Below are 25,625 nucleotides of genomic sequence, written 5' to 3' on the forward strand. Positions count from 1 at the left end.
TGCCTCCCTACTCCGGCGCCGAGCGCGTGACGCCGTCGCGGACCAGGGCGGCGATCTCGTCCGGGGAGTAGCCGATCTCACGCAAAATCTCCGCGCCGTGCTCGTTCAGCCGCGGCGCCAGCCGCGCAGGCTCGGCCCCGGTTTCCGACCAGTTCGCCGTCACCTTCATGCTGCGGATCGGGCCCTCGGTCGGATGGTTCACGACCGGGAAGAAGTTCGTCGCTTCGAGATGCTCGTCGTGCAGGATCGAGGCGAGGTCGTGCATCGGCATCACCGGCACGTCGGCCTTGGTGAGCAGGTCGATCCACTCGGCCGTGGTGCGGGTCTCGAAGATGCGGGCGAGCTCGGCGTAGACGACGTCGATATTGGAGGCGCGGCCGGCGAAGGTCGCGAATTTGGGATCGGCGCGCAGGTCGTCGCGGCCCGTCGCCTTGAAGAAATTCTCCCACTGCTTGTCGTTGTAGACGATGACGCTGAGATAGCCGTCCGAGGTCTTGTACGGCCTGCGGTCGCGCGAGAGGTGGCGCGCATAGCCCCCCTTGTCGAGCGGCGGCTCATAGGTGAGCCCGCCCATGTGGTCGCCCATGACGAAGCCGGCCATGGTCTCGAACATCGGGATGTCGACGCGCTGGCCGCGGCCGGTGCGGTCGCGATGCACCAGGCTGGCGCAGATCGCACCGACCGCGGTGAGGCCGACGATGCGGTCGACCAGGGCGTTAGGCACGTAGCGCGGCACGCCATCGCCTGTCTGCGCCATCAGCGCGGGCAGCGCGGTGGCGCCCTGGATCAGATCGTCATAGGCGGGCTTGGCGGCATAGGGCCCGTCCTGGCCGAAGCCGAACACGCCGGCATAGACGAGGCGCGGGTTGATGGCGGAGACGACGTCGTAGCCGAGCTGAAGCCGCGCCATTGCCTGCGGGCGGACGTTGTAGACGAGCACGTCGGCGTCCTTGAGAAGCCGCAGCACGGCGTCACGGCCGGCGGGCTTCTTCAGGTCGAGGCAGATCGAGCGTTTGCTGCGGTTGGTGTTGAGGAACACCGGGCCCATGCCGGTGTGCCGCATCGGGCCGATCAGGCGGGTGACGTCGCCGTCGAGCGATTCGACCTTGATCACGTCGGCGCCGTAATCGCCGAGCATCTGGGTCGCATAGGGCCCCATCAGCACGGTGGTCATGTCGACGACCTTGATGCCCTTCAGCGGCCCCATTCGTTCGCTCCCGATTGCGCGGGCTCAACGCGGCTCCGCGATTTCGGTCCAGCTAAAGGCAGCGGCGCCGCGCGCGCAAGGGCGGCCGGCGTATGGCCGCATGCGCGGCGCTGCGGCTGCTATTTCTTCTGGCGGGATTCGCGGATCTTGATGAGACGGTCGAGCTCGTCGTTCTGCTGGTTGATACGGTCGGCGATGCGCGACTCGTTCTGCTCGCCCGAAGCGGCCGCGGCCTGCTCGATGAGCTGACGGATATTGTCCTCGAGGATCGCGATACGATCGTTGAGTGCGTCGAGGGAGAGTGAATCTTCGTAGGCGTTGCTCATGATGCTTTTCCGCAAATCAATCAGGAGCGATAAGGTGGGCAAACCGAAGCGTGCCCACCATGATCTATCGCAAGGAAATTGGTGGGCGCGGCGCTTTCGCGCCCTTACCCACCCTGCGAAGGCTTACTTCAGCGGCTCCAGGACGGAGACGTAATTGGCGACCGCCGCGCCGCCCATGTTGAAGATTCCGCCCAGCTTGGCGTTCTTGAGCTGCATGCCCTCGGGCGCCTGGCCGGCGAGCTGCATCGCGGTCATCACGTGCATGGAGACGCCGGTGGCGCCGATCGGGTGGCCCTTGGCCTTCAGCCCGCCGGACGGATTGACCGGCAGCTTGCCGTCCTTGAGCGTCCAGCCTTCCTTGATGGCGCGGGCGCCCTGCCCCTTCGGCGTCAGGCCCATCGCTTCGTACTCGATCAGTTCGGCGACCGTGAAGCAGTCATGGGTCTCGACGAAGGAGAGATCGTTGAGCGTGATGCCGGCCTGCGCCAGGGCGCGCTGCCAGGCGACCGTACAGCCCTCAAACTGGAGGATGTCGCGCTTGGACATCGGCAGGAAGTCCTGGGCGTGCGCGGTGGCGCGGAAGCCGATCGACTTGCTCATGCCCTTGGCGGTCTCGGCATCGGCCAAGACCAGCGCGGCGGCGCCGTCGGACACCAGCGAGCAGTCGGTGCGCTTGAGCGGGCCGGCCACATAAGGGTTCTTCTCGCTCTCGGCGCGGCAGAAATCGAAGCCGAAATCCTTGCGCATCTGGGCGAAGGGATTGGCGACGCCGTTCTTGTGGTTCTTGGCCGCGATCAGCGCCAGCGCATCGGACTGGTCGCCGTATTTCTGGAAATAGGAGCTGGCGATCTTGCCGAACACGCCGGCAAAGCCGCCGACGGTGTCGCCGTCCTCGGGCAGGTAGGACGCCTTGAGCAGGTTCTTGCCGATCTCCGGGCCCGGGGTACGGGTCATCTGCTCGACGCCGACGACCAGGACGACCTTGGCGGCCCCTGCGGCGATCGCGCGCAGGCCCTGGTGGACGGCGGCAGATCCCGTGGCGCAGGCATTCTCGACGCGGGTCGCCGGCTTGAAGCGCAGCTTCGGGTCGGCCTGGAGCACCAGCGAGGCGGTAAAATCCTGCTGCGAGAAGCCGGCGTTGAAATGGCCGAGCACGATCTCGTCGACGTCGGAGGCGGAAATGCCGGCATCGGCCAGCGCCTCGTTGGCGACGCGGGTGACGAGGCTTTCGACGGTTTCGGTGTCGAACTTGCCGAACGGCGTATGCGCCCATCCGACGATGCTGGCGGTCATGGTCTTTTCTCCCTGGAGTCTCTTCCTGACCTAAGTCTTAGCCCAGGGATGGCAAGACTTCACGCAGGTTTAAGGGCCTGGAGGGTGCGCTGGCAGATGGCAGTTATGCCGGCCCAGTTCCCGGCCCTGATCTCCGCCGTCGGGCACAGCCAGGAACCGCCGACCGCGACCACGTTGGGCTCGGCCAGCCAGGTCGCCGCATTGGCCTCGCCCACGCCGCCGGTCGGGCAGAACCGCACGTTCGGGAACGGCCCGCCGAGGGCGCGCAGGCCCTTGATGCCGCCGGCCTGCTCGGCCGGGAAGAACTTTGCGACGTCGAAGCCGTGCGACAGCGCCAGCATCAGTTCGGAGGCGGTGGCGATGCCCGGCGCGAACGGCAGGGAGCTATGGGCGGCGGCCGCGAGGAGATCGGGGGTCAGGCCCGGGCTGATGCCGAACGCGACGCCGAGCTTCTCGACACGGGTAAAGTCGGCCGGATTGAGGATCGTGCCGATGCCGATGACCGCCTCGGGGACTTCGGCCATCATCGCCCGCGCCGCCTCCAGCGCAACGGGGGTGCGCATGGTCACCTCCAGCGTGCGGACGCCGCCGGCGACCAGCGCACGCGCCAGCGGCACGGCGTCCTGGATCCGCTCGATGGTGAGGACCGGGATGACGGTCGCGGCCTTGAAGAGCGCGACGAGGTGGTTCTGTTGGGCGGCAGTGGGCATCTTGAGGATCTTTTCGTTTCACTTGGTCGCTTGACGCGTGGGCGCTGGCCTGTGCCGCTTCTTCGGCGGCATGGCATAGCCCGGAATGATGGCGCCGGGATAGCAGATCACGAGGCTGGCGAGACGGTGCCCGGCCTGGGCCGCCTCGATCGGATCGGCCCCCGTGAGCCGGGCGGCGATATAGGCCGCGGCGAAGCTGTCGCCGGCCGCGGTGGTATCAACCACAGGCTTGGTCATTGGTTCAGCGCGGACCTCGTAGGTAGCTCCGGGAAAGCGCAGCAGGCTGACCGGCTCGGCCAGCCGGAACACCAACTCGGGCGTCGGGATCCGCGCCATCAATTGCTCACGGCTCTCGCCGGGATAGAGCGCGAGCAGATCCTCGGTCGAGGTCAGCACAATGTCGGCGGCAGCGAAAGCCGCCGCGAACACCTCGCGCGCGACATCGCGATCCGGCCAGCCGCGGGCGCGGAAGTTGGTGTCGAACACGAAACGCGTGCCGAGCAGGCGCGCGCGCTTGATCGCCGCGAACAGGCGCTCGCGCCCGGCCGCATCGTAGATCGAGAGCGTGATCGCGGAGAGATAGACGATGTCGTAGCTCATCAGCGAGTTGAGCAGCTCGTCGGTCTCCGGCAGGCTCATGAGCTGGCGCGCCGCCGCGCTATCGCGCCAGTGGAAGAACTGGCGCTCGCCCTTGGCATCGGTCTGGATCATGTAGAGGCCGGGCAGCTTGCCCGGCAGCCGCACCACCCGCCTCGTGCCGACGCTCTCGGCATTCCAGGCCGCGATCATCTCATCGCTCAGGGCGTCGTCACCGAGCGCGGTGAGATAGTCGACCTTGACCTCCAGCCGCGCCAGGTACACCGCCGTGTTGAGGGTGTCGCCGCCGAAGCCGCGCGAGTAGAGCCCACCGCCCTGCCCGGCAGATTGCCCGGTGGAGTGTCCCCCTTGGGCCTGCCGGAGCTCGACCATGCATTCACCGATGCAAGCAACGCTCGCCATCGTCATATCCACGCTGTTCATCTGATACGTCAGGCGACGAAGTTGCCGCCCAGCTCGTCTTCGATGTGGATGCGGATGATGTCGTCGAAGGTCTTCTCTTCGGTGGTGAAGCCGAGCTCGCGCGCCCGCTTCGCCTCGAAATTGCGCGGCCAGCCGCCGACGATGCCGACGATGAACGGATCGAGCTCGTGCTTGATGCGCGCGGCGACCTTGTCGCCGGCGACGCGCCGGAGCGCCGCGATCTGCTCGCCGACCGTGGCCGAGAAACCGGGCATGGTCAGGTTGCGGCGCGGACCGACCTTGGCGAGGTCCATGGTGCCGGCATGCAGCAGGAAGCCGACCGCTGAGCGCGGCGTGGCGTGCCAGTGGCGGACGTCCTCGGAGACCGGGAGCACCGCTTCCTTGCCGGCCAGCGGCTCGCGCAGGATGTTGGAGAAGAAGCCCGATGCCGCCTTGTTGGGCAGGCCCGGCCGGATGCAGATGGTCGGCAGGCGGATGCCGATGCCGTCCAGGAAGCCGCGGCGCGAATAGTCCGCCAGCAGCAATTCGCCGATCGCCTTCTGGGTGCCGTAGCTGAGCAGCGGGGTGTGGAAGAACTCGTCGCCGATCGCATCCGGGAACGGGGCGCCGAACACCGCGATCGAGGACGTGAACACCACGCGCGGCTTGTAGCCGCCACCGACCAGGCGGATGGCGTCGAGCAGCATCCGCGTGCCGTCGAGGTTGATGCGGTAGCCCTTGTCGAAATCGAGCTCGGCCTCGCCCGAGACGATCGCGGCGAGATGGAAGATCACGTCGGGACGGCCGGCGATCAGCTTCTCGGCGGCGCCGGGGACGGCGAAATCGCCGAACACGGTCTCGACGGCAAAACCGGCCTTTTCCGGCTTCTTGGGCTCGACCACGTCATGCATGGTCAATTTGGTGATGTCGCTCTTGCCGAGACGGCCGTCGCGCAAGAGACGTTCACACAATTTGCGGCCGACCATGCCGGCGGCGCCCAGAACCAGAATGTGCAAGAGCCTACTCCTTCTTATTGGCCGGAACGCGCCGCTCTTGAGACGTATTGGCGCGTTCTCAGGCAGGCCCCGCGATCATTCCTTCACGGCGCCGGTCATCGCCGACACATAGTACTCTACGAAGAAGGAATAAAGGATAACTACGGGGACCGAGCCGGTCAGGGCCGCCGCCATCAGCGCGCCCCAATGGTAGACGTCGCCGTTGACGAGCTCGGTGATGGCGCCGACCGGAATGGTCTTGTTCTCCGAGGAGGAGATGAAGGTCAGCGCGTAGATGAACTCGTTCCAGGACAACGTGAAGGCGAAAATGCCGGCCGAGATCACCCCAGGGAGCGACAGCGGCAGCGTGATCTTGACCAGGATCTGGAGCCGCGTCGCGCCGTCGATCAGTGCGCATTCCTCAAGCTCGTAGGGAATGGTGCGGAAATAGCCCATCAGCAGCCAGGTGCAGAACGGAATCAGGAAGGTCGGATAGGTCAGGATCAGCGCCAGATTGCCGTCGAACAGGCCGAGCTGGAACACGATCGCCGCCAGCGGAATGAACAGGATCGAGGGCGGCACGAGATAGCCGAGGAAGATCGCAAGGCCGACATAGCGCGAGCCCTTGTAGCGCAGACGCTCGATCGCATAGGCGGCGCAGACGCTGGCGAACAGCGAGATGAAGGTCGAGGACACCGAGACGATCACGGTGTTCCACATCCAGAGCGGATAGTCGGTGTCGAAGAACAGCTTCTTGATGTGCTCCAGCGTCGGATTCACGATCCAGAACGGATTGTACTTCTCGTAGTCGTACATCTCCGCGTCCGGCTTGAACGTCGCGACCGCCATCCAGTAGAACGGGAACAGCAGGAAGAAGATGATCAGCAGAAGCGGAAGATAGACGCGCAGGAACTTCCGCGGGAAGCTCTCGAGATAGTCCATTCCGACGCTTTGGTCGTCCATCGTGGTCATGGTCAGTCCCTCCCGCCCTGCTGCCAGCGGGACCGCTGAAGCCCGAAGAAGCTGAGCAGGATCGCCGCGACCAGGAATGGAATCATCGCGTTCGAGATCGCCGCGCCCTCGCCGAGATTGCCGCCCGTGATGGCGCGCTGGAACGACAGCGTCGCCATCAGATGCGTGGCATTGATCGGCCCGCCCCGCGTGATGGTGTAGATCAGCTGGAAGTCGGTGAAGGTCATCAGCACCGAGAACGTCATCACGACCGCGATGATCGGCGAGAGCATCGGCAGCGTGATGTGGCGGAAGCGCTGCATGTTGGTGGCGCCGTCGAGATTGGCGGCCTCATAGAGCGAGGGCGAGATGGTCTGCAGGCCCGCCAGCAGCGTGATCGCCACGAACGGCACACCGCGCCAGATGTTGGCGGCGACCACCGACCAGCGCGCGTTCCAGGGATCGCCCAGGAAGTCGATGTAGCGCGTGATCAGGCCGGCCTTGATCAGCACCCAGGAGATGATCGAAAACTGGCTGTCGTAGATCCACCAGAACGCGATCGCGGAGAGCACCGTCGGCACCACGAAGGGCAACAGCACGATGGCGCGGATCATCGACTTGAACGGCAGCCGCTCGTTGAGCAGCAGCGCCAGATAAAGGCCGATGGCGAATTTCACGATGCTCGCGAACACCGTGTAGAAAATGGTGTTGAACACCGACAGCCAGAACACGGAGTCCTTGGACAGCGAGACGAAGTTCTGGAAGCCGATATAGCGCCCGACCCCGCCGATCTTGGTGTCGGTCATGCCGAGCCAGAAGCCCAGCGCCAACGGGTACGCCAGAAACAGGATCAGGATCGCGATTGCCGGCACCATGAACATCGCGCCGAGAAAATGCCGGCTTTCGAATGCTCTGGTCCACAGGCTGCTGCGGTTGACCTGCGCGACAGCGGACTCGGCCAAGACTGCCATGTCGGATTCCCCTCAGAAGAAGAGTCACGGCGTCCGGCAAACCGGACGCCGCGCAGATGGAGTTGATCAGACCTGGTAGTAGCGCTTGGCGCGCTCGGCGGCGCGCGCGGCCGCCTGTTTCGGCGTCGCCGAGCCCGAGGCTGCTTCCGCGAACATGTCGACGACGACGAAGTCGCCCATTACGGCGGCGGAGGCATAGCCGAGATCGCCGGCAAAGCCGTTGTCGCGGCAGCGCTTCAGGCAGTCGCGATACGGGGTGATCTTCGGATCCGACGTCCACACCGGGTTGTCGTTGTAGGCCGGCAGCGGCGGAGACACGTAGCCGTTAGAAGCGACCTCCCAGGCGTCGTAGTTCTCCTTGTCCATCATGAACTTGATGTATTCCTTGACAGCCTTCGGATACTTCGAGTGCTTGTAGCCGTAGTAGACCAGCACGTTCTGCTGCTCGGTCGACACGCCCACGGGCCCGATCGGCATCGGCGCGTGGTTCATGTCCTTTGCGATCTCCTGCTGCTTCGGATCGGTCGAGGTCTTGCCGACCGTCCAGATCGAGATGCCGTTCAGGGTCAGGCTGAGTTCGCCGTTGAGGAACGCCTTGTTGTTGTTCGAGTCGTTCCACGACAGCACGCCGGGGATGAAGGTCTCGTAGAGCTGCTTGACGTATTCGAGCGCGGCGACCGTCTCGGGCGAGTCGATCACGACCTCGTTCTTCTCGTTGACGACCTTGCCGCCGAACGCCCACAGCGCCCACTGGCACCAGCCATTGGCGTCGCCCGTGGCGTGACCGAGCGCGAAGCCGGCCGGCGTGTTGTTCTTCTTCAGGGCCTGGCACAGCTTGAGGAAGCCGGCGGTGTCCTTCGGGAATTCGTCGAAGCCCGCGGCCTTCACATGGCTGATGCGGTAGTTCAGGCAACCGCCGGTCGCGCCTTGCGGGATCGCGATCCAGCCAGCGCCCTTCTTGCCGTACTTCTCGGCGACCGGATACCAGCCGCCATACTGGGCGCCGAGATAATCGGCGACGTCGGTGACGTCGATCAGCTTCTCGGGAAATTTGTGGGGATCATCGAGCGTGCCGATGATGAGGTCGGGACCGGCGCCGACATTGGCGGCGACCGCCGCCTTCGGGCGGATGTCTTCCCAGCTTTCGGCCTCGAGCTTGACCTTGACGCCGGTCTTCTCGGAGAACTTCTTGGTCTGCTCGGCGAACTTGTCGAACTCGGCCTGGATGAACTGCTTCCAGCGCAGCACGCGGATCGACGCATTCGGCTCCGGCGTGTTGGTCCACTCCGCCGCCCGGACCGGGACGATGCCCGGGCCGGCCAGCAATGCGGCGCCGCCCAGGCCAGCTTTAAGCACACTTCGCCTGTCGAAATTGCTCATCGTTCTCTCCCTGAATTTTATATTTGTATTTTGGTAGTCTTGGGCAGTTCTGCCTGAGCAGTTCCGCTTTGGCGGTTCTGCTCAGCCAGTTCTGCGACGTCGCTACAGGCGTTTGCCCGTAGCGTCGTCGAACAGATGGACCAGCGACGGGTCGGGCTTCAGCCGGACCTTGTCGCCCGGATTGAACTGATGCCGCTCGCGGAAGACCGCGACGACCTGCTCGCCGCCGACCTTGGCGAAGACCTGCGTCTCCGAACCGGTCGGCTCGACCACGACGATCTCAGCGTCGGCGCCGTCGTCGGCGATGGTGAAGTGCTCGGGGCGGACGCCGTAGACGACGGGCTTGCCGTCGGAGCCGGCCGGCGCACTCTTGAGCGGCAGCTTGACGCCGTTCGGCCCCTCGAAGGTCGCGACGCCGTTGACGCGGACATGCCCCTTCAGGAAATTCATGGCCGGCGAGCCGATGAAGCCGGCGACGAACTGGTTTTCCGGCTTGTCATAGAGCTCGAGCGGTGTGCCCATCTGCTCCACGATGCCGTCATGCATCACGACGATCTTGTCGGCCATGGTCATGGCTTCGATCTGGTCGTGGGTGACGTAGACCGTGGTGGTCTTCAGCCGCTGATGCAGTTCCTTGATCTCGGTGCGCATCGCGACGCGCAGCTTGGCGTCGAGGTTCGAGAGCGGCTCGTCGAACAGGAAGACCTGGGGATCGCGCACGATGGCGCGACCCATGGCGACGCGCTGGCGTTGACCGCCGGAGAGCTGGCGCGGGTAGCGCTCGAGCAATGGCGTCAGCGCGAGAATTTCGGCGGCGCGCTTGACGCGCTTGTTGATCTCGTCGGAGCCGGCATTCCGCAACTTGAGCGAGAAGCCCATGTTGTCGCCGACCGTCATATGCGGGTAGAGAGCGTAGTTCTGGAACACCATCGCAATATCCCGCTCCTTTGGCTGGATATTGTTGACGACGCGGTCGCCGATCGAGATGGTGCCGGAGGTGATGTTCTCGAGACCGGCGAGCATGCGCAGAAGCGTCGACTTGCCGCAGCCGGAGGGGCCAACCAGGACGACGAACTGACCGTCCTCGATCGGAATCGTCACGCCGTGCAGGACTTCAAAATTGCCGAACGATTTCCGCACGTCGCGGATTTGCACAGACGACATCTAGCTCCCTCCTCGAAAGTCCACGACGCCTCTCGCGCCGCGACCGTCTTGTTCTTTCAGACTTCACCAACCGAAGCCCGATCTTAGCGGGCGACATTGTCGGCAGTTTGTGCGGTTTTGGCAATTTGTCTTTGGTTAGTCGTTGCTGGTAGCGCTGTCAACGATCCTTTGTTTGCGACAGTGGCTATGCTAAGAGCAGCAAATGGGTCGAAAACGCACCAAGTCAGGCAAAATCCGGCTGGCGGAAGTCGCCGAGCTTGCCGGCGTGAGCCCGATTACAGCGTCCCGCTTCTTCCGTAATCCCGAGGCGCTGTCGGTGGCCAAACGGACGCGGGTGGAGAGCGCCGCCAGGGAGCTCGGCTATGTGCCGAATCTTGCGGCCCGCGCGCTGGCCTCGCAACGCACCGAAGTGATCGGTGTACTGATCCCCTCTCTCACCAATAACGTGTTCTCCGACGTGCTGCGCGGCATCTACGACGCATCCGAAGGCAGCCGATACTCGATCCAGTTGTCCAACACCCGCTACAGCATCCTCCAGGAGGAGAAGCTGCTGCGGCTGTTTCTGGCGCAGAAGCCGGCCGGGCTGATCGTCACAGGCATCGACCAGACCACGGAATCGCGCGCGATGCTGGAGGCGGCCGACTGCCCGATCGTGCAGATCATGGAGATCGGCCCCAACCCGGTCGACATGATGATCGGCTTTTCCCACTATGACGCAGCCCGCGCGGCGATTGCTCATTTGTTCGAGCAGGGCCACCGCAAGATCGGCTTCGTCGGCGCGCGCATGGACCCGCGGGTGCAGCGACGGCTGGACGGGTATGTCTCTGCCATGAAGGACGCCGGCCTGTTCGAGCAGCGCCTCGTCGTCACGACGGCGACACCGACCTCGGTCACGCTCGGCGGCGCCCTCTTCACCGACCTGCTGGCGCGGGAGCCCGGCATCGACGCGGTGTTCTGCGCCAATGACGACCTTGCGCTCGGCGTGCTGTTCGAATGCCGCCGCCGCGAGATCGCGGTGCCCGAGCAGATCGCGATCGTCGGCTTCAACGACCTCGAATTCATGGCCTCCGCGGTCCCGACCCTGACCAGCGTGCGCACCAATCGCTACGAGATGGGCAAGACCGCCGCCACGATGCTGATCGAGGCGATCGACGGACGGCGCCCGGAGCGGCCGGTGCTCGACCTCGGCTTCAAGGTGATCGAGCGGCAAAGCTCGTCGTCGCGCCATTCAGACAACAGGCCAGCCGTATCGAGCGGCGGCGCGCCGAACAAAATGGTAGCGTTACCAAGTAGCCATGACTAGTATCGAACTTGTGAGGAAACGACCCGCCAACGGGCCGGCACACCATTGCTCACGCCGTTGGGCATCGCACAAGCCGACACCCTAGAAACGGACGCCAGTGCGTTTGCATTGCAGGAGAAACCAATGACAAAAAAACCAACCAATGGGCATGCGCCCGCCAGCAACGGCGCTCGCCGCCATCTCCGCTCGCAGGAATGGTTCAACAATCCGCATAATCCGGGCATGACCGCGCTCTATATGGAGCGCTATCTGAACTACGGCCTCACCCGCGCCGAGCTGCAGTCCGGCAAGCCGATCATCGGCATCGCCCAGACCGGCAACGACCTCTCGCCCTGCAACCGCCACCATATCGAGCTCGCCCACCGCGTCCGCGAAGGCATCCGCGAGGCCGGCGGCATTGCGATGGAATTCCCGACCCACCCGATCCAGGAGACCGGCAAGCGCCCGACCGCGGCGCTCGACCGCAACCTCGCTTATCTCGGCCTGGTCGAGATCCTCTACGGCTATCCGCTCGACGGCGTGGTGCTGACCACCGGCTGCGACAAGACCACGCCGGCCTGCATGATGGCGGCCGCGACCGTGAACCTGCCCGCGATCGTGCTGTCGGGCGGCCCGATGCTGAACGGCTGGCATGCCGGCGAGCGCACCGGCTCCGGTACCATCGTCTGGAAGTCGCGCGAGCGGCTCGCCGCCGGCGAGATCGACTATGAAGAGTTCATGGAGATCGTGGCGTCCTCGGCGCCGTCGGTTGGCCATTGCAACACCATGGGCACGGCCTCGACCATGAACGGCCTTGCCGAAGCGCTCGGCTTCTCGCTGCCGGGCTGCGCGGCGATTCCCGCCCCCTATCGCGAGCGCGGCCAGATCGCCTACGAGACCGGCAAGCGCGCCGTCGAGATGGTCTGGGAAGACCTCAAGCCCTCGGACATTCTGACGCGAGAAGCGTTCGAGAACTGCATCGTCATCAATTCGGCGATCGGCGGCTCGACCAACGCTCCGATCCACATCAACGCGCTGGCCCGTCACATCGGCGTCGAGCTGTCGATCGACGACTGGCAGAAGGTCGGCCATGACGTGCCGCTGCTGGTCAACATGCAGCCGGCCGGCTTCTATCTCGGCGAGGAGTTCCACCGCGCCGGCGGCGTGCCGGCCGTGGTGCGCGAATTGATGAAGCACAAGCGCATCCACGAGAACGCGGTCACCGTCAACGGCCGCGGCATCGGCGAGAACTGCAAGGACGCGCCGGTCCCCGATAACGACGTGATCTGGGCCTACGACAAGCCGCTGGTGAAGGACGCCGGCTTCCTGGTGCTGAAGGGCAATTTGTTCGATTCCGCGATCATGAAGACCTCCGTGATCTCCAAGGAATTCCGCGATCGCTATCTCAGCAACCCAAAGGACCTCAACGCCTTCGAGGGCCGCGCCATCGTGTTCGAGGGTCCGGAAGATTATCACGAGCGGATCGACGATGCCTCGCTCGACATCGACGAGCGCTGCGTGCTGTTCATCCGCGGCACCGGTCCGATCGGCTATCCCGGCGGCGCCGAGGTCGTGAACATGCAGCCGCCGGCGGCGCTGATCAAACGCGGCATCCTGTCCCTGCCCTGCATCGGCGACGGCCGCCAGTCCGGCACCTCGGGCTCGCCCTCGATCCTGAATGCTTCGCCGGAAGCCGCCGCCAATGGCGGTCTCGCGATCCTCAAGACCGGCGACAAGGTCCGCATCGACCTCAACAAGGGCAGCGCCAACATCCTGATCTCGGACGACGAGCTGAAGAAGCGCCACGCCGAGCTGAAGGCCAGCGGCGGCTTCAAGCATCCGCCGAACCAGACGCCGTGGCAGGAGATCTACCGCAACACCGTCGGCCAGCAATCGACCGGCGCCTGCATGGAACTCGCCACGCGCTACCAGAACGTCGCCGGCACCTTTGGTGTGGCGCGGGATAATCACTGAACCAGGCATACGCAGCCCGGGTGAGCGAAGCGACACCCGGGACACCGCTCCCGGATGTCGCGCTTACGCGCTCATCCGGGCTACGGCACTGACAATCGAATTCAAGGTGAGGAGAACAACAAAATGGCCAACCGCCTCAAGGGAAAGCGCGCCGTCATTACGGCTGCGGCAGCAGGCATCGGGCGCGCATGCGCCCTCGCATTTGCGCGTGAAGGCGCAACCGTCATCGCGACCGACATCAACGAGGCCGGCATCGCCGGTCTGACCAAGGAAGGCATCGCCGAGGTCGCCAAGCTCGACGTCCGCAACACCGCCGACGTCAACGCCTTTGCCAAGCGCATCGGCAAGATCGACATCCTGCTCAATGCAGCCGGCTTCGTGCACCACGGCACCATCCTGGAGTGCTCGGAAGAGGATTTCGACTTCTCGTTCGACCTCAACGTCAAGTCGATGCACCGGACCATCAAGGCGTTCCTGCCCGACATGCTCGCGGGCGGTGGCGGCAGCATCGTCAACATCTCGTCCTGCGCCGCGCTACGCCCGCCGGCGAACCGCTACGTCTACAGCTCGTCGAAGGCGGCGGTGTCGCTGCTGACCCGCGCGGTCGCGCTCGACTTCATCACCAAGGGCATCCGCTGCAACTCGATCTGCCCCGGCACCGTCGAGACCCCCTCGATGCTCGACCGCGCCGCGGCGCAAGGGCCGCAGGGCAAGGAGATGTTCATCTCCCGCCAGAAGATGGGCCGGCTCGGCACCGCCGACGAGATCGCCAACATGGCGATCTATCTCGGCAGCGACGAGAGCGCTTTCACCACCGGCGTCGACCTCGTCGTCGACGGCGGTTACATGCTCTGATCACTCCTCATCCCGAGGAGGCGCGACAGCGCCGTCTCGAGGGATGGGCCACGGGCTCTATGGTTCGAGACGCGCGCAAATGCGCGCTCCTCACCATGAGGGATAGATAAAGGGATTCATCGATGAACAAGATCGATCTCAATGGCCGCGTCGCTGTCGTCACCGGCGGCGCACAAGGTTTTGGCCGCGCCATCACCGAGCGCTTCGTCGCGTCAGGCGCAAAGGTCGCGATCTGGGATTTCGACGCCGCGCTGGCTGAGAAAACCGTCAAGGAAATCGGCGACAACGCCAAGGTCTTCAAGGTCGACGTCACCGACACCGCCGGCGTCGAGCAGGCCCGCGATGCGACGCTGGCCGCCTTCGGCAAGATCGACATCCTCGTCAACAACGCCGGCATCGCCGGCGTCAACAAGCCGGTCTGGGAGACCGACCTCGAGGAATGGCGGAAAGTCCTCCGCATCAACCTCGACGGCCCCTTCATCGTCTGCAAGGCGATCGTCCCCACAATGCTCAAGCAGAAATACGGGCGCATCGTGAACATCGCCTCCATCGCCGGCAAGGAAGGCAACCCGAACGCCTCGCATTATTCGGCGTCGAAGGCCGGCCTGATCGCGCTGACGAAGTCGCTCGGCAAGGAATTGGCCGCGCATGACATCCTCGTGAATGCGGTGACGCCGGCGGCGGCGAAGACCGCGATCTTCGACCAGATGACGCAGCAGCACATCGACTTCATGCTGTCGAAGATTCCAAAAGCCCGCTTCGTGCTGGTGGAAGAGCTCGCCGCGATGGCGGCGTGGCTCGCATCCGAAGATTGTGCCTTCTCCACCGGCGCGGTGTTTGATATTTCCGGGGGACGGGCGACCTACTGAGACCTTGCCGAGACACTGGTCCGCCCGAGGGGGCGGACCATGCGTTTTGGGCGTCGGGATTTCGTCAAGCTTGCAGCGGGCACAGGCGCGCTGCCGCTGTTTTCGCGCGGTGCGCTCGCGCAGCTCGTGCCGAACCCGCCGAGCATCCATCCGCCCTCGCCGGCCGAGCGCAGCGCCATGGCACGGCTCGCGCACAGCTTCATGGACAAGTACGGCGTGCCGGCACTGTCCTTTGCGATCGGCTATGCCGGCACGATCGTTCACGAAGACGCCTTCGGTCTTGCCGATGTCGAACGGAACGAGGCCTTGACGCCGCGACATCTGTTCCGGATCGCCAGCGTCAGCAAGATGATCACCTCGGTCACGATCTTGCGCCTGATCGAGGAGAACCGTCTCAAGCTGACGGATCGCGTGTTCGGTCCGGGCGCGCTGCTCGGCACCGATTACGGACAGCCGCCCTACTCTGCCGGCATCGACCAGATCACGCTCGAGCATCTGCTGACCCACACCGCCGGCGGCTGGAGCAACGACAACCGCGATCCCATGTTCACACATCCGCGGATGGACCATGCCGCGCTGATCGCCTGGACGCTCGCCAACCGGCCGCTCGACCGGCCGCCGGGCCAGCACTATGCCTACTCCAATTTCGGCTATTGCGTGCTGGGGCGCGTGATCGAGAAGCTCACCGGCCAGCCCTATGCCGAGCATGTCCGAGCCGAGGTGCTGGCGCGCTGCGGCGTCAACGACATGACGATTGCGGGCAACACGCGCGACCAGCGCCAGGCCGGCGAAGTCGTCTATTACGGCCAGGGCGACAACCCCTACGGCATGAATGTCCGGCGGATGGACTCCCATGGCGGCTGGATCGCGACGCCGGCGGATCTCGTCCAGTTCCTGATGCATGTCGACGGCTATTCGAAGCCGGCGAACATCCTGCGGCCGCGCACCATCCAGATCATGACCACCGCGCCCAGCTACAGCCCGGATTACGCCAAGGGTTTTTGCGTCAACAAGTTCGACAATTGGTGGCACAATGGCAGCCTGCCGGGCACGAGCACGATTGCCGTGCGCACCCATGGCGGCTTCTGCTGGGCCGCCTTCACCAACACCAGACGCGGGAATTCCGACATGGATGGCGATCTCGACAATCTCAACTGGAACATGGCGCGCCAGGTCGGCGAGTGGCGGGTGGCCTGAGATGATCCGGGAAGGTGGATGCCTGTGCGGCGCGGTGCGGTTCAAGGCGGAGGGCGAGCCGCTCAATGTCCGCATCTGCCATTGCCGCATATGCCAGAAGGCGATGGGCGCGCCCTATTTTGCCCGCGCGCAATTCGACCAGCGCGCGCTGACCGTCGAGGGCGAGACCGAGCGCTATGCCTCGTCCGAGGCCATCGACCGCGTGTTCTGCAAGCGCTGCGGCACGCGCCTGTTTGCCTGGCGGCGCAACGGCACGCTGGCGGGCGTTTCGCTCACCACCTTCGACGACCGCAACGCCTTCGCGCCGACCGAGCACATCTGGGTGTCGGAGAAGCTGGCCTGGCTGAAGCTCGACGACGGGCTGGTGCAGTATCAGGGGACCATCCCGACCTGATGTCAGGGTTGGCTTGACGCGGACGCGCTCGCCGGCCGGGGGCGCTCGCCCGTCGTCGTCGCGATCCAGATCCCGGCAAACACCGCGACGATGCCGGCCGCGAGATTCCAGCGCAGCGGCTCCGTCAGCAGCCAGGCCCCGACCACCGAAGCCGTGACCGGATTGACCGTCACCGAGATCGCGACGCGCGTCGGCGTCGTCCGCTCCAGCGCGAAGGCCCAGAGATAGAAGGTCAGCGCCGCGCCGAAGGCGCCGAGATAAAACGCTGCCAGCCATTGCGGCGCCCCGAAGGCTGCGACCGGCGCGAAACTGCCGCGGACATAGGCGAGCGGAATGAGGCAGGCCGCGCCCGCCGCCATGCTCATCGTGGTGAAGGCGAGCGGGCTGGCGCGCCGGATCAGCGGCTTCGACCAGATGCCGTAGAGCGCCATGCACAGCGCCGCCGCCACCATCAGGAGATCGCCGCGCCAGGCACCTGATGGCGCCGAGGTCAGATCGGTGAGCAGCGCAACCGCAACGCCCAGCGTCGCGATCACCACCCCGATCGATTTGCGCCAGGTCATGGCCTCGGCGCCGAGTGCGGCCCCGATCACGAGCGACAGCAGCGGAAGCGTCGACAGCGCGAGCGCACCGCGCGCCGCGGTCGTGAAGATCAGCGAGGCGTTGAACAGGATCGGAAACAGAGCAAAGAACAGAATGCCGAGCGCGACGGCGGCCGCCCAGTCTCGCCGCTCCGGCCAGCGATCGCCGCGCAGCAGCGTCAACGGCAACAGCAGCAGAAAGCCGATGCCGAACCGGAACGAGCCGATCGCGAGCGGATCGATGTTGCCCACCAGATAGCGCGTGGCACCGATCGAGGTGCCGCCCAGCGCGCTCGACAGCACGGCGGCCAAAACGCCAAGAGTCTCGCCCACGCTCCCTCCCCCAATGGATTTGCGCGCAGCATATGAGGCACGCCGAAACAGGGAATGGATTTTCCGTCATGCCAGGATAAATTTCCGTCATGAGCGAGCCCGATCTCGACCTCGATCTTCTCAAGGCCTTCCTCGCCGTCGCCGAGCATCGCTCCTTCACGCGCGCGGCCGCGACGCTCAATCGCACCCAGTCGGCGATGAGCGTCCAGATCAGGCGCCTCGAAGAGCGGCTGGACGCCAGGCTGTTTCACCGGACGAGATCGGGCGTGACGCTGAGCGCGGCCGGTCGTGAGCTGCTCGTCTACGCGAGGCGAATTCTCGACCTCAATGCGGAAGCGGTCGGCGCACTGCGCGCGCGCAGGCGCGAGGCCGTGGTCCGCCTCGGCGTGATGGACGACTACGGCACGATCGTCATTCCACCCTTGCTGCCGCACTTTGCCGAAAGCCATCCGGAGATCCGGGTCGAGATCGAGACCGGGCTGACCGCGACGATGCCGGCCCGGCTCGGCGAGGCCTATGACCTCGTCATTGCCATGCACCCGGTAGGGCACGGCGATGGCGAGCTGCTCCGGCGCGAGCAGGCGGTGTGGGCTGCGGCCAAATCCTACCCAGCCGGGGCGCAGGAGACCCTGCCCGTCGCGCTCTACCCGCCGGGCTGCCTGTTCCGGCAATGGGCCGCGGATGCCCTCGATGGCGCCGGCCGGCCCTGGCGCCTTGCTTTCGTCAGCCGGACCCTTGCCGCGGTCGAGGCGATCGTGGCGCAGGGGCTCGCGGTCACGGTCGTGAAAGCCGGCACCTTGCCCCCTCGCCTGCGCATCCTGTCGGCGCGCGACGGCCTGCCGCCGTTGCCGGGAGCGGACATCCGCCTCCACCGCGCGCGCAATCTGTCGCGGCCGGCGGCGCTGCTGGCCGATCATTTACAGCTTGGGATTTCGGAACCGGCGTCCCATATCCTGACCTGACGCGTTGCCCCACCACCGGATTGGCCGGGTTGGCTGCAAGGCCACGAGGCACAAACCGGGACAGACGAGCCGTGAACGTTTCCTTCTATGACCTTTCGGTGTGGGTGCTGCCGCTGGTGCTCGCCATCACCTTCCACGAAGCCGCGCATGCGTTCGTGGCCTACCGTCTCGGCGACAACACGGCCTGGCAACTCGGCCGGGTCAGCTTCAACCCTATCAGGCATATCGACCCGTTCGGCACCGTGATCCTGCCGGCGATGCTGCTGTTCGCGCATTCGCCGTTCCTGTTCGGCTATGCCAAGCCGGTGCCGGTCAATTACCGCAACCTCAACCATCCCAGGCTCGACATGGTCTGGGTGGCGCTAGCCGGGCCCGCCACCAACATCCTGCTGGCGCTCGCGGCCGCGCTTGCCCTCCATGCCCTGCCCTTCGCCCCCGCCGGCTCGGCGCAGTGGATCTTCGACAACCTCAAGAATGCGCTCTTGATCAACGCCATTCTGGCAGTGTTCAACATGATGCCGATCCCGCCGCTCGATGGCGGGCGGGTCGCGGTCGGGCTGCTGCCGCGGCCGCTCGCTCTGCCGCTGGCCCGGCTCGAGCCGTTCGGGATGCTGATCCTGATCGGCCTGCTGATCCTGCTACCGCTGGCGGGCTCGCAGTTCGGTCTAAATCTTGATGTTATTTCAGCAATACTGCGAACGTTGACCGGTTATGTGATTCAGGCTGTTCTCTTTCTGACCGGCAATGCGTAGTTGAAGCGAACACCCGAACACAAGCCGAAGGGCCAGAGGCCGACTTGGTCAAAGCTGCCGATATGCTGATCGCGCGACGCGCGGACACCCGTGCCCGCGCCGATTTTGCCACCTGGAAGATGATGGCCAAGCTCAACGGCTCATCCGCGCTGCCGCCCGAGGCCCAGGAGTTCCTCGCGAGCTACAAGAACCTGCTGGCGCGGATGAGCGAGGGCGAGGCCACCGAGGCCACGATCGGCGCGATCTACAAGGCCTACTATGCCGAGATGGGCGGCGCAGGAACCCCGCCCGACGTCCGCACCCGCCCGGCCGAACCGGCAGCGGACAATGTTACCGCTTTCCGCCGCCCGGCCCCGAAGCCGAAGACGGTCAGCTTTTTCGGGACTGGCGCGGCCGCCGGAACCCAGAAACGTCCGCTCCCGGTCATGCTGATTTTCGCCTGCCTGGTCGTGGTCTATGTCGGGATCCGGCTTTACTGGCGCTGAGCCTGCTTCTTCTTTTTCTTCTCGTCCGCCGGCTTGAACACGATCTCGACCGTGCGCTCGAAGCGATCCTCGTTCAGGGCGACGGGCGGCTGCGGGAACGGGTCGGACTTGCGGACCATGGCGATCGCGGCGTCATCGAAGGCCTTGTCGCCGGACGAGGTCACGACATCCACCGACAGCACATTGCCCATGCGGTTGAGCGCAAAGCTCACCTTGGCCGTCTCGTTCTTGGGCTCCTTGCCCTCCGGATTGACCTTGTGCGCCGAAAGATGGGCGCTGATCTTGCGGTTCCAATCGGCGGTCAGCTTCAGCAGGTCCTTGCCGATGCCGAGCACGGGCGCCATCGCCTTCTCGGCCTCGCGCGCAGCGTCCTCGAAGGTCTGACGCTCCATCGCGACCGACTTCTGCGCGGCCTCCATGGCCGGCGTTTCGACGGCGGCGATCTTCGGATCGTCGTCCTGCTCTTTCTTCGGCTTGTTCTCGGTGACGAGGCGATCGGCCTCTTCGACCTGTTGCGGCCGGTCCTGAGGAAGGTCCGTCTCCTTCACCTCGGCCTTCTGCTCGGGCATCTCCGGGCGCTCTTCCTGCTCCTCGGAGTCCTGCGGCCCCGGGGCCCTGTCGGACTCCTGGACCGGCGGCGATGTCATCTCGACCGCGAACTCCGCCCCCGCAGCGCCCAAGCCCTCGTCGCCGTCGTCCGCCTGCAGGTTTGCGAGCGCTAGCGCCGCCCCACCCACATGGAGGACGATGGCCGCGATCGCGGCCAGGATCCAAAGCCTGCGGGACGGTCTGGGTTCGAGCTCGAGGACGGACATGGCCAATCTCTAGGGCTGCGCGGGGCTCGCAGCAGGCGCTCCCGCCGCCGTGGGAGCCCCCTCGAGCGCTACCAGCTTCACCTTGGTGTAACCGCCGGAGCGCAACAGCTCCATGACGCCCATCAATTCGCCATAGGGCACCGAGCGATCGGCACGCACGAAGATGTACTTGTCCTTGCTCATATCGGACATTGAATCGAGCGTCATGATCAGTTCGGCCCGGTACACGGACTCCTCGCCGATCGCGAGCGTCATATCGCGCCTGATGCTGAGATAGGTCGGCTTGTCCGGCTTCTTCTGCGGCATCGCGCTCGACGTCGGCAGATCGATCGGCAGGTCGACCGTGGACAGCGGCGCTGCGACCATGAAGATGATCAACAGCACCAGGATGACGTCGATGAACGGCGTGACGTTGATGTCATGCGTCTCGGAGAAGTCGTCCTCGTCGTCATTGTCCGTGAGCGAAACGGCCATGGTTCACTCCGCCGCGCGAGAATGCAGGCTGCCGTGGCTGCGGTCGAGATCGCGCGAGAGCAGCCGCGCCGCCGCGCCCGAGGCACGGCTGACGAGCTCGAGATAGCCCTTCGTCACGCGCGAGAAGTGGTTGTAGATGATGACGGCGGGAATGGCGGCGACGAGGCCGATCGCGGTCGCGAGCAACGCCTCGGCGATGCCGGGCGCGACGACGGCGAGGTTCGTGGTCTGCGACTTCGAGATGCCGATGAAGCTGTTCATGATGCCCCAGACCGTACCGAACAGGCCGACGAAGGGCGACGTCGAGCCGATGGTCGCGAGCACGCCCATGCCGATGCGGATGCGCCGTGCCTCCGCGCGCACGATCTCCTGGAAGCTCGAGGCCGCACGCTCCTTGATGCCGGCATCGCTGGAGAGGCCAGCCGACATCCGCGCCTCACGCAACGCCGCCGCCAGGAAGGACGGCAGGATGCCCTCCTTGGCACCGAGCGCCATCTGCGCTTCGGCGAGCGAGCGCGCCTCGGCGACCTTCTTCAGCGCCGAACGCAGCTTCGCCGAGGCGACCGACAGCTCGAACGACTTGGCGATGAGGACGGTCCAGGTCATCAGCGAGGCGAAGGCGAGCCCGATCATGACCGCCTTCACGACGACGTCGGCCGACATGAACATCACCCAGGGCGACAATTCCTTCATGCCGGGTACGCCAACGGTCACCGTCTCGGCCTTCGCGGCCGCTGGGGCCGTGGCTGCAGGCGACCCCGTCTGGGCGGAGGGAGCCGCTGCGGCGGGAGCGGTCGGAGCCGCAGGCGCGGTCGCCGGGCTGGCCGGGGCCGTCTGGGCCTGTGCCGGCGCCGTCGGGGCGGCTTGTGTCTGGGCAGAAACAGGGGATGCGAGCCAGGCGGCGGCCAGCATCACGGCGGCGGCAAGGCTTGCTTGGAAGGACATGATCTTCATACTTCGGCCCAGTAGCGAATGAGGTTGTGATAGATACCCGTCAATTTGACCGTTTCGGGATCGTCACGCCCGAGCCGTTCCACCAGCGCCTGTATCGCGGTGTCGAGGTCAAAGATCATGCTCCGGGCTTGATCGTCCCGTATCATGCTCTGGAGCCAGAAGAAAGACGCAACCCGCGCCCCCCGGGTCACCGGCGTGACGAGATGCAGGCTGGTCGAGGGATAGAGCACGCAGTCGCCGGCTGGCAACTTGACTTCGTGCGAACCGTAGGTGTCCTCGATCACAAGTTCGCCACCGTCATATTCTTCCGGCTCGGCGAGGAACAGCGTGACCGACAGGTCGGTGCGGATGCGAAGGCCGGTCAGCCGGTCGCCGCGGATCGCATTGTCGACATGCAGGCCGAAATGATGGCCGCTGCTGGCAGCATAGCGGTTGAACAGCGGCGGGAAGATCTGGAGCGGAATTGCCGCCGCAATGAAGCGCGGGTTCGACGTCAGCGCCGAGATGATGCGATTGCCGAGCTTGCGCGCGACCTCGCTGTCCGGCGGCAATTGCTCGTTTCGCTTGACCATGGCCGACTGCGCCCCTGCGGTCGAGCGGCCATCCTCCCATTCGCTGGCATCCATGATGCGGCGGAAATCCGCCACATCATCCTTGCTGAGAACGCCAGGCAGACACGTCAACATAATCAGAACTTCGCCGTGGTGATCAGATAGAACGCCCGTCCCGGCGCGACGGCCACGAACGGCACGGCGCTGCGATAGAGCGTGTCGTAGTACAGCTTGTTGGTCAGGTTCTGCGCGTAGAACTTCATGGTCCAGTTCTTGTCGATCTTCTTCTCGACGAACGCGTCGAAGCGCCAATAGCTCGGCAGCTCGTTGCCGGTGTTGGCCGCGAACGTGCCGCCATAGACCTTCGAGCGGTACACCGCCTGCCCGCCCAGCTCCCAGCCGTCGTCGAACTTGTACTTGGTCAGCATGCTGAACGACTGGTGGGCGACGTTGGCAAGCTGCAGACCGATGTTCGAAGGAATGCCGCTCTGCGTGACTTTCGACTGCATCAGCACCAGGCCGCCGAAGACGCTCCAGCGATCCGTGATCTTGCCTTCCGCCTCGATGTCGATGCCCTGGATTCGATAGGCCGCGCCCGACGTCAGCAGGTTGTTGACGGTCTCGCGGGCGTTGTCCTTCGTGGTCTGGAACAGAGCGCCGCTGACCAGCAGGTGGCGATCCACCAGCTCCCATTTGGTACCGACTTCGACCGCCTTGTTGCGCTCGGGCCCGAGCAGGATGGCCGTGTTGGGAGGAACGCCGCCGTAATCGGTGCCGGTCGCGTCAAGCTCCGACCCGAACGGATTGGCCGAGGTTGCATAGGCCGCGTAGATGCTGCCGATCGACATCGGCTTGTAGACCGCGCCGACGTTGTAATTGACGAGATCGGCGTTCATTTTGAGGGCGGGCGGCGCGTTGACCGACGCGCTCATGTTGTAGCCGTCGTAGCGGACGCCACCATTCAGGATCACGGTGTCCTGCCAGTTCGCGGTGTCCATGACATAAACGCTGCTGGTGTTGACACCATAACGCGTCGGATTGCCCACCAGCGACGGCGTGCTGCTGAAGGGAATGTTGGTGTATTGCGGCGAGTAGAGATTAACTCCCGTGACGGCGCCGTTGCTCGTGGAGCCACCACCGAACAGTTCCGACGAAAGGCCGGTGTACCGGTCGATCGAGATATTTTCGTTGGTGTATTCGGCGCCGAACACCGCGGTGTGCTTGACCCCGTAGGTGTCGAGCTTGAACGTGGCTTCGTTCTGGTTGGCCCATACGTCCACGTTCTGGTAGCGGCTCTGCGCGCTGGCCGTCGTGGTCCACAGCAGCGGGTTGGCGAAGCTCGTGTTCGGGTTCTGCGGCAGCGTGCCGATGTAGTTGAGCAGCGAGTGCTCGCCGCGCACCTTGCTGCTCAGCGTGATGGCTTCATTGACCTTGTACTCGATCGTGCCGGTGCCGAAATCCTGCCGCGCGGTCTGGAAGTCGCGGTTGAGGAAGCCGTACCAGTTGCCGCGCGGAATGCCAGCCGAGGTCACCGGCACGTTTCCCTGCTTGTAATAGGGCACGCCGAAATCCGGATAGCCGCTGAGATCGGTATGGACATAGTTCGTGGTAATCTTGATGTCGTTGGTCGGGGTATACTTGGTCGAGATGAAGCTGCCCCAGCGATTATCGGTCACGTAGTTGCGGCCGGCCACGTTGGCGTCCTGGAACAGGCCGCCGGTACGCACCGAGAAGGTGGGATCGACGACCTGGTTGACGTCAATCGTGACGCGCTTGGTGTAGTCGGTGCCGAACTCGGTATCCATGCGCTGGAAATTGCGGTCACCGGCCTGCTTGGTGACGATGTTGATGGCGCCGCCGGCCGTGCCGCGGCCGGCATAGGAGGACGCGGGGCCGCGCAGGATCTCGATCTGCTCGGTGAAGAAGTTCTCGCGGATGGAAACCGCGGGATCGCGGATGCCGTCGATGAAGACGTCGTTGCGCGCGTCGAAGCCGCGGATGAAGAAGCGGTCGCCGAACGCGTTGCCGCCCTCGCCCGAGCCCAGCGTCACGCCCGCGGTCGAGCGCCCGATCTCCTTCAACGTGGTGGCGTTCTTGTCCTCGAGCACCTCCTTGCTGAGCACCGTGATGGTCTTCGGCGTGTTCAGCAGCGGCTCGGGAAACTTGCCCGAAGCCTGGACGTGGTCGACCTTGTAGGGCGCGGCCGGATCGGAATAGGGATTGCGGTCGACCTCGCCGACCGGAGCCGAGGGAGCAGCGGCCTGCTGGGCAGCCTGCTGCCGCTGCGCGGCACGGCGCAGCGCGTTGCGCGCGCGGACCTGATCCGGCGTCGGCTTCGAGGCCGTCGGACGCGGACGCTGCACCGGCGCATCGACGGTCACCGGCGGCAGGTTCGATTGCTGCGCCTCCGCGCCGCTCGACACCGACGCGACCGCGATCAAGCTCGCGACGGCCGAAACCTTCTTGCCGGAAATTCCCGCAAACTTCTCATCCACTGGATTGAACGCTGCGACCGAACGCAACGACTTCGGTGCGACCACCTGCCCCATTACCAAACGCCCCATCTGCAAGTTCGCTCATTCACTTCGATGAGCGATTAGGCTGTTGGTATCGACGGCAAAATAGTGGGTCAATCCGCACAGGCCGCGAGAACACCGGAATAGGTCCAGTTCAAAACGATTCTAAATTACAGTTTGAAACCGTTCTAAATCGTTGTTTGGACTCGTTCTAAAACACACACGAAAACACCGCGAAATCCCGCTTCGCAGAACGGCATCAGTCGCTGCTCGGCGGCTTCATCAGCGAGAACAATTCGTCGACCGTTTTCTGCGCGACCGCGCGCACGCGATCGGTGTTGTCCATGCCTGCGATGTTGACGCCGTTGACGACCGCTTTGATCTCGTCGCGAAAGTCGGTGAGGAAACGCAAGGGATCGCGCTGTTCGTTGGCAACGCGCGCGATCAATCCCGTGATCAGAATCTGACACGCGATCAGCTTGCCGTTCAGCTCGTCCATTCCTGCGCTCCCGTTGTGGCGGGGGCCGATATGACCGATGCCGAATTTCCTGACAACCGAAACGCCGCACGCGCGATTTAGAACCGTTCTCATGGCGCCAATCTGGACGCCGATCCGGGCATTCATTCCGACTGTC

The 25,625-nt window shown here is 64.8% G+C and carries 26 protein-coding genes; 9 read left to right on the forward strand and 17 right to left on the reverse strand.

Features of this window, described 5'->3' with window-relative positions; genetic code table 11:
- Positions 1-7: 7 nt before the first annotated feature.
- The 10 genes from VGR99_RS24000 to VGR99_RS24045 all read right to left on the reverse strand — a co-directional run bounded on the left by VGR99_RS24000 (position 8) and on the right by VGR99_RS24045 (position 9,996).
- Complete coding sequence (locus VGR99_RS24000; protein ID WP_326901924.1) at positions 8-1,207, reverse strand: CoA transferase; 1,200 nt, start codon at positions 1,205-1,207, stop codon at positions 8-10.
- 119 nt (positions 1,208-1,326) lie between these two features.
- Positions 1,327-1,533 (reverse strand): hypothetical protein, encoded by a 207-nt coding sequence (locus VGR99_RS24005; RefSeq protein ID WP_326901926.1) that lies wholly within the window; start codon positions 1,531-1,533, stop codon positions 1,327-1,329.
- Positions 1,534-1,656: 123 nt separating this feature from the next.
- Positions 1,657-2,826: an acetyl-CoA acetyltransferase gene (locus VGR99_RS24010; protein WP_326901927.1), complete on the reverse strand. Its 1,170-nt coding sequence runs from the start codon at positions 2,824-2,826 to the stop codon at positions 1,657-1,659.
- 59 nt (positions 2,827-2,885) lie between these two features.
- A complete protein-coding gene (gene eda / locus VGR99_RS24015) occupies positions 2,886-3,536 on the reverse strand; it encodes a bifunctional 4-hydroxy-2-oxoglutarate aldolase/2-dehydro-3-deoxy-phosphogluconate aldolase (RefSeq protein ID WP_326901928.1) in 651 nt (216 codons plus the stop codon).
- 18 nt (positions 3,537-3,554) lie between these two features.
- Entirely contained in the window at positions 3,555-4,535 is a 981-nt protein-coding gene (locus tag VGR99_RS24020; protein ID WP_326901929.1) for a sugar kinase, read from the reverse strand.
- Positions 4,536-4,564: 29 nt separating this feature from the next.
- Complete coding sequence (gene denD / locus VGR99_RS24025; protein WP_326901930.1) at positions 4,565-5,551, reverse strand: D-erythronate dehydrogenase; 987 nt, start codon at positions 5,549-5,551, stop codon at positions 4,565-4,567.
- A gap of 75 nt (positions 5,552-5,626) precedes the next feature.
- Positions 5,627-6,502: a carbohydrate ABC transporter permease gene (locus VGR99_RS24030; protein WP_326901933.1), complete on the reverse strand. Its 876-nt coding sequence runs from the start codon at positions 6,500-6,502 to the stop codon at positions 5,627-5,629.
- A gap of 2 nt (positions 6,503-6,504) precedes the next feature.
- Positions 6,505-7,452: a sugar ABC transporter permease gene (locus VGR99_RS24035; RefSeq protein ID WP_326901934.1), complete on the reverse strand. Its 948-nt coding sequence runs from the start codon at positions 7,450-7,452 to the stop codon at positions 6,505-6,507.
- A gap of 66 nt (positions 7,453-7,518) precedes the next feature.
- Positions 7,519-8,832 (reverse strand): ABC transporter substrate-binding protein, encoded by a 1,314-nt coding sequence (locus VGR99_RS24040; protein WP_326901935.1) that lies wholly within the window; start codon positions 8,830-8,832, stop codon positions 7,519-7,521.
- Between the two features lie 102 nt (positions 8,833-8,934).
- On the reverse strand, positions 8,935-9,996 hold the full coding sequence (locus VGR99_RS24045) for a sn-glycerol-3-phosphate ABC transporter ATP-binding protein UgpC (RefSeq protein ID WP_326901937.1): 1,062 nt from the start codon (positions 9,994-9,996) through the stop codon (positions 8,935-8,937).
- A 202-nt stretch (positions 9,997-10,198) separates the two neighbouring features.
- On the opposite strand from VGR99_RS24045, the gene VGR99_RS24050 reads away from it, so the two are divergent.
- The 6 genes from VGR99_RS24050 to VGR99_RS24075 all read left to right on the forward strand — a co-directional run bounded on the left by VGR99_RS24050 (position 10,199) and on the right by VGR99_RS24075 (position 16,567).
- Complete coding sequence (locus VGR99_RS24050; RefSeq protein ID WP_326901939.1) at positions 10,199-11,299, forward strand: LacI family DNA-binding transcriptional regulator; 1,101 nt, start codon at positions 10,199-10,201, stop codon at positions 11,297-11,299.
- Between the two features lie 123 nt (positions 11,300-11,422).
- Positions 11,423-13,252 (forward strand): IlvD/Edd family dehydratase, encoded by a 1,830-nt coding sequence (locus VGR99_RS24055; RefSeq protein ID WP_326901941.1) that lies wholly within the window; start codon positions 11,423-11,425, stop codon positions 13,250-13,252.
- 123 nt (positions 13,253-13,375) lie between these two features.
- Positions 13,376-14,107 carry an SDR family oxidoreductase gene (locus VGR99_RS24060; RefSeq protein WP_326901944.1) on the forward strand — a complete coding sequence of 244 codons (732 nt, stop codon included), beginning with the start codon at positions 13,376-13,378 and terminating at the stop codon, positions 14,105-14,107.
- Positions 14,108-14,229: 122 nt separating this feature from the next.
- Positions 14,230-14,976 carry an SDR family NAD(P)-dependent oxidoreductase gene (locus VGR99_RS24065; protein ID WP_326901946.1) on the forward strand — a complete coding sequence of 249 codons (747 nt, stop codon included), beginning with the start codon at positions 14,230-14,232 and terminating at the stop codon, positions 14,974-14,976.
- A 39-nt stretch (positions 14,977-15,015) separates the two neighbouring features.
- A complete protein-coding gene (locus VGR99_RS24070) occupies positions 15,016-16,173 on the forward strand; it encodes a serine hydrolase domain-containing protein (RefSeq protein WP_326901948.1) in 1,158 nt (385 codons plus the stop codon).
- Between the two features lies 1 nt (position 16,174).
- Positions 16,175-16,567, forward strand: a complete 393-nt coding sequence (locus VGR99_RS24075; protein WP_326901949.1) for a GFA family protein — start codon at positions 16,175-16,177, stop codon at positions 16,565-16,567.
- A gap of 2 nt (positions 16,568-16,569) precedes the next feature.
- Here the strand turns inward: VGR99_RS24075 and VGR99_RS24080 are convergent, their stop codons facing one another.
- A complete protein-coding gene (locus tag VGR99_RS24080; RefSeq protein ID WP_326901950.1) occupies positions 16,570-17,481 on the reverse strand; it encodes a DMT family transporter in 912 nt (303 codons plus the stop codon).
- Between the two features lie 89 nt (positions 17,482-17,570).
- Here VGR99_RS24080 and VGR99_RS24085 point away from each other — a divergent pair, with 89 nt between their 5' ends.
- The 3 genes from VGR99_RS24085 (at position 17,571) to VGR99_RS24095 (ending at position 19,680) form a co-directional block, all read left to right on the forward strand.
- The gene (locus tag VGR99_RS24085) at positions 17,571-18,443 is read left to right on the forward strand and encodes a LysR substrate-binding domain-containing protein (protein WP_326901951.1); all 873 of its coding nucleotides are present in this window, start codon (positions 17,571-17,573) and stop codon (positions 18,441-18,443) included.
- A 71-nt stretch (positions 18,444-18,514) separates the two neighbouring features.
- Entirely contained in the window at positions 18,515-19,195 is a 681-nt protein-coding gene (locus VGR99_RS24090) for a site-2 protease family protein (RefSeq protein ID WP_326901952.1), read from the forward strand.
- A 62-nt stretch (positions 19,196-19,257) separates the two neighbouring features.
- Positions 19,258-19,680: a hypothetical protein gene (locus VGR99_RS24095; protein ID WP_326902430.1), complete on the forward strand. Its 423-nt coding sequence runs from the start codon at positions 19,258-19,260 to the stop codon at positions 19,678-19,680.
- On the opposite strand, the gene VGR99_RS24100 is transcribed toward VGR99_RS24095, so the two are convergent.
- From VGR99_RS24100 to VGR99_RS24125, 6 genes are all read right to left on the reverse strand, one after another.
- A complete protein-coding gene (locus VGR99_RS24100; RefSeq protein WP_326901953.1) occupies positions 19,668-20,495 on the reverse strand; it encodes a TonB family protein in 828 nt (275 codons plus the stop codon). The genes VGR99_RS24095 and VGR99_RS24100 overlap by 13 nt on opposite strands.
- Before the next feature lie 9 nt (positions 20,496-20,504).
- Entirely contained in the window at positions 20,505-20,969 is a 465-nt protein-coding gene (gene exbD / locus VGR99_RS24105; RefSeq protein WP_326901955.1) for a TonB system transport protein ExbD, read from the reverse strand.
- Positions 20,970-20,972: 3 nt separating this feature from the next.
- Positions 20,973-21,923, reverse strand: coding sequence for a tonB-system energizer ExbB (gene exbB, locus VGR99_RS24110; RefSeq protein WP_326901956.1), 951 nt, complete (start codon positions 21,921-21,923; stop codon positions 20,973-20,975).
- The gene (locus tag VGR99_RS24115; protein ID WP_326901958.1) at positions 21,920-22,609 is read right to left on the reverse strand and encodes a Fe2+-dependent dioxygenase; all 690 of its coding nucleotides are present in this window, start codon (positions 22,607-22,609) and stop codon (positions 21,920-21,922) included. Before VGR99_RS24115 ends, exbB begins: the two co-directional genes overlap by 4 nt.
- Before the next feature lie 2 nt (positions 22,610-22,611).
- Positions 22,612-25,023 carry a TonB-dependent receptor gene (locus tag VGR99_RS24120; protein WP_326902431.1) on the reverse strand — a complete coding sequence of 804 codons (2,412 nt, stop codon included), beginning with the start codon at positions 25,021-25,023 and terminating at the stop codon, positions 22,612-22,614.
- A gap of 226 nt (positions 25,024-25,249) precedes the next feature.
- Positions 25,250-25,489 carry a hypothetical protein gene (locus VGR99_RS24125; protein ID WP_025035676.1) on the reverse strand — a complete coding sequence of 80 codons (240 nt, stop codon included), beginning with the start codon at positions 25,487-25,489 and terminating at the stop codon, positions 25,250-25,252.
- Between the last annotated feature and the right edge of the window lie 136 nt (positions 25,490-25,625).

This window comes from Bradyrhizobium sp. (genome assembly GCF_035935975.1).
Classification (GTDB): Bacteria; Pseudomonadota; Alphaproteobacteria; order Rhizobiales; family Xanthobacteraceae; genus Bradyrhizobium.

Coding starts and splice junctions, on each gene's coding strand:
- VGR99_RS24115 (WP_326901958.1), bottom strand. CDS start 22,609: ATGTTGACGTGTCTGCCTGGCGTTCTCAGCAAGGATGATGTGGCGGAT.
- VGR99_RS24120 (WP_326902431.1), bottom strand. CDS start 25,023: ATGGGGCAGGTGGTCGCACCGAAGTCGTTGCGTTCGGTCGCAGCGTTC.
- VGR99_RS24010 (WP_326901927.1), bottom strand. CDS start 2,826: ATGACCGCCAGCATCGTCGGATGGGCGCATACGCCGTTCGGCAAGTTC.
- VGR99_RS24050 (WP_326901939.1), top strand. CDS start 10,199: ATGGGTCGAAAACGCACCAAGTCAGGCAAAATCCGGCTGGCGGAAGTC.
- VGR99_RS24085 (WP_326901951.1), top strand. CDS start 17,571: ATGAGCGAGCCCGATCTCGACCTCGATCTTCTCAAGGCCTTCCTCGCC.
- VGR99_RS24030 (WP_326901933.1), bottom strand. CDS start 6,502: ATGACCACGATGGACGACCAAAGCGTCGGAATGGACTATCTCGAGAGC.
- exbB (WP_326901956.1), bottom strand. CDS start 21,923: ATGAAGATCATGTCCTTCCAAGCAAGCCTTGCCGCCGCCGTGATGCTG.
- VGR99_RS24045 (WP_326901937.1), bottom strand. CDS start 9,996: ATGTCGTCTGTGCAAATCCGCGACGTGCGGAAATCGTTCGGCAATTTT.
- VGR99_RS24100 (WP_326901953.1), bottom strand. CDS start 20,495: ATGTCCGTCCTCGAGCTCGAACCCAGACCGTCCCGCAGGCTTTGGATC.
- VGR99_RS24035 (WP_326901934.1), bottom strand. CDS start 7,452: ATGGCAGTCTTGGCCGAGTCCGCTGTCGCGCAGGTCAACCGCAGCAGC.
- VGR99_RS24040 (WP_326901935.1), bottom strand. CDS start 8,832: ATGAGCAATTTCGACAGGCGAAGTGTGCTTAAAGCTGGCCTGGGCGGC.
- VGR99_RS24065 (WP_326901946.1), top strand. CDS start 14,230: ATGAACAAGATCGATCTCAATGGCCGCGTCGCTGTCGTCACCGGCGGC.
- VGR99_RS24125 (WP_025035676.1), bottom strand. CDS start 25,489: ATGGACGAGCTGAACGGCAAGCTGATCGCGTGTCAGATTCTGATCACG.
- VGR99_RS24020 (WP_326901929.1), bottom strand. CDS start 4,535: ATGGCGAGCGTTGCTTGCATCGGTGAATGCATGGTCGAGCTCCGGCAG.
- VGR99_RS24055 (WP_326901941.1), top strand. CDS start 11,423: ATGACAAAAAAACCAACCAATGGGCATGCGCCCGCCAGCAACGGCGCT.
- exbD (WP_326901955.1), bottom strand. CDS start 20,969: ATGGCCGTTTCGCTCACGGACAATGACGACGAGGACGACTTCTCCGAG.
- VGR99_RS24005 (WP_326901926.1), bottom strand. CDS start 1,533: ATGAGCAACGCCTACGAAGATTCACTCTCCCTCGACGCACTCAACGAT.
- VGR99_RS24000 (WP_326901924.1), bottom strand. CDS start 1,207: ATGGGGCCGCTGAAGGGCATCAAGGTCGTCGACATGACCACCGTGCTG.
- VGR99_RS24070 (WP_326901948.1), top strand. CDS start 15,016: ATGCGTTTTGGGCGTCGGGATTTCGTCAAGCTTGCAGCGGGCACAGGC.
- eda (WP_326901928.1), bottom strand. CDS start 3,536: ATGCCCACTGCCGCCCAACAGAACCACCTCGTCGCGCTCTTCAAGGCC.
- VGR99_RS24075 (WP_326901949.1), top strand. CDS start 16,175: ATGATCCGGGAAGGTGGATGCCTGTGCGGCGCGGTGCGGTTCAAGGCG.
- VGR99_RS24095 (WP_326902430.1), top strand. CDS start 19,258: ATGCTGATCGCGCGACGCGCGGACACCCGTGCCCGCGCCGATTTTGCC.
- VGR99_RS24060 (WP_326901944.1), top strand. CDS start 13,376: ATGGCCAACCGCCTCAAGGGAAAGCGCGCCGTCATTACGGCTGCGGCA.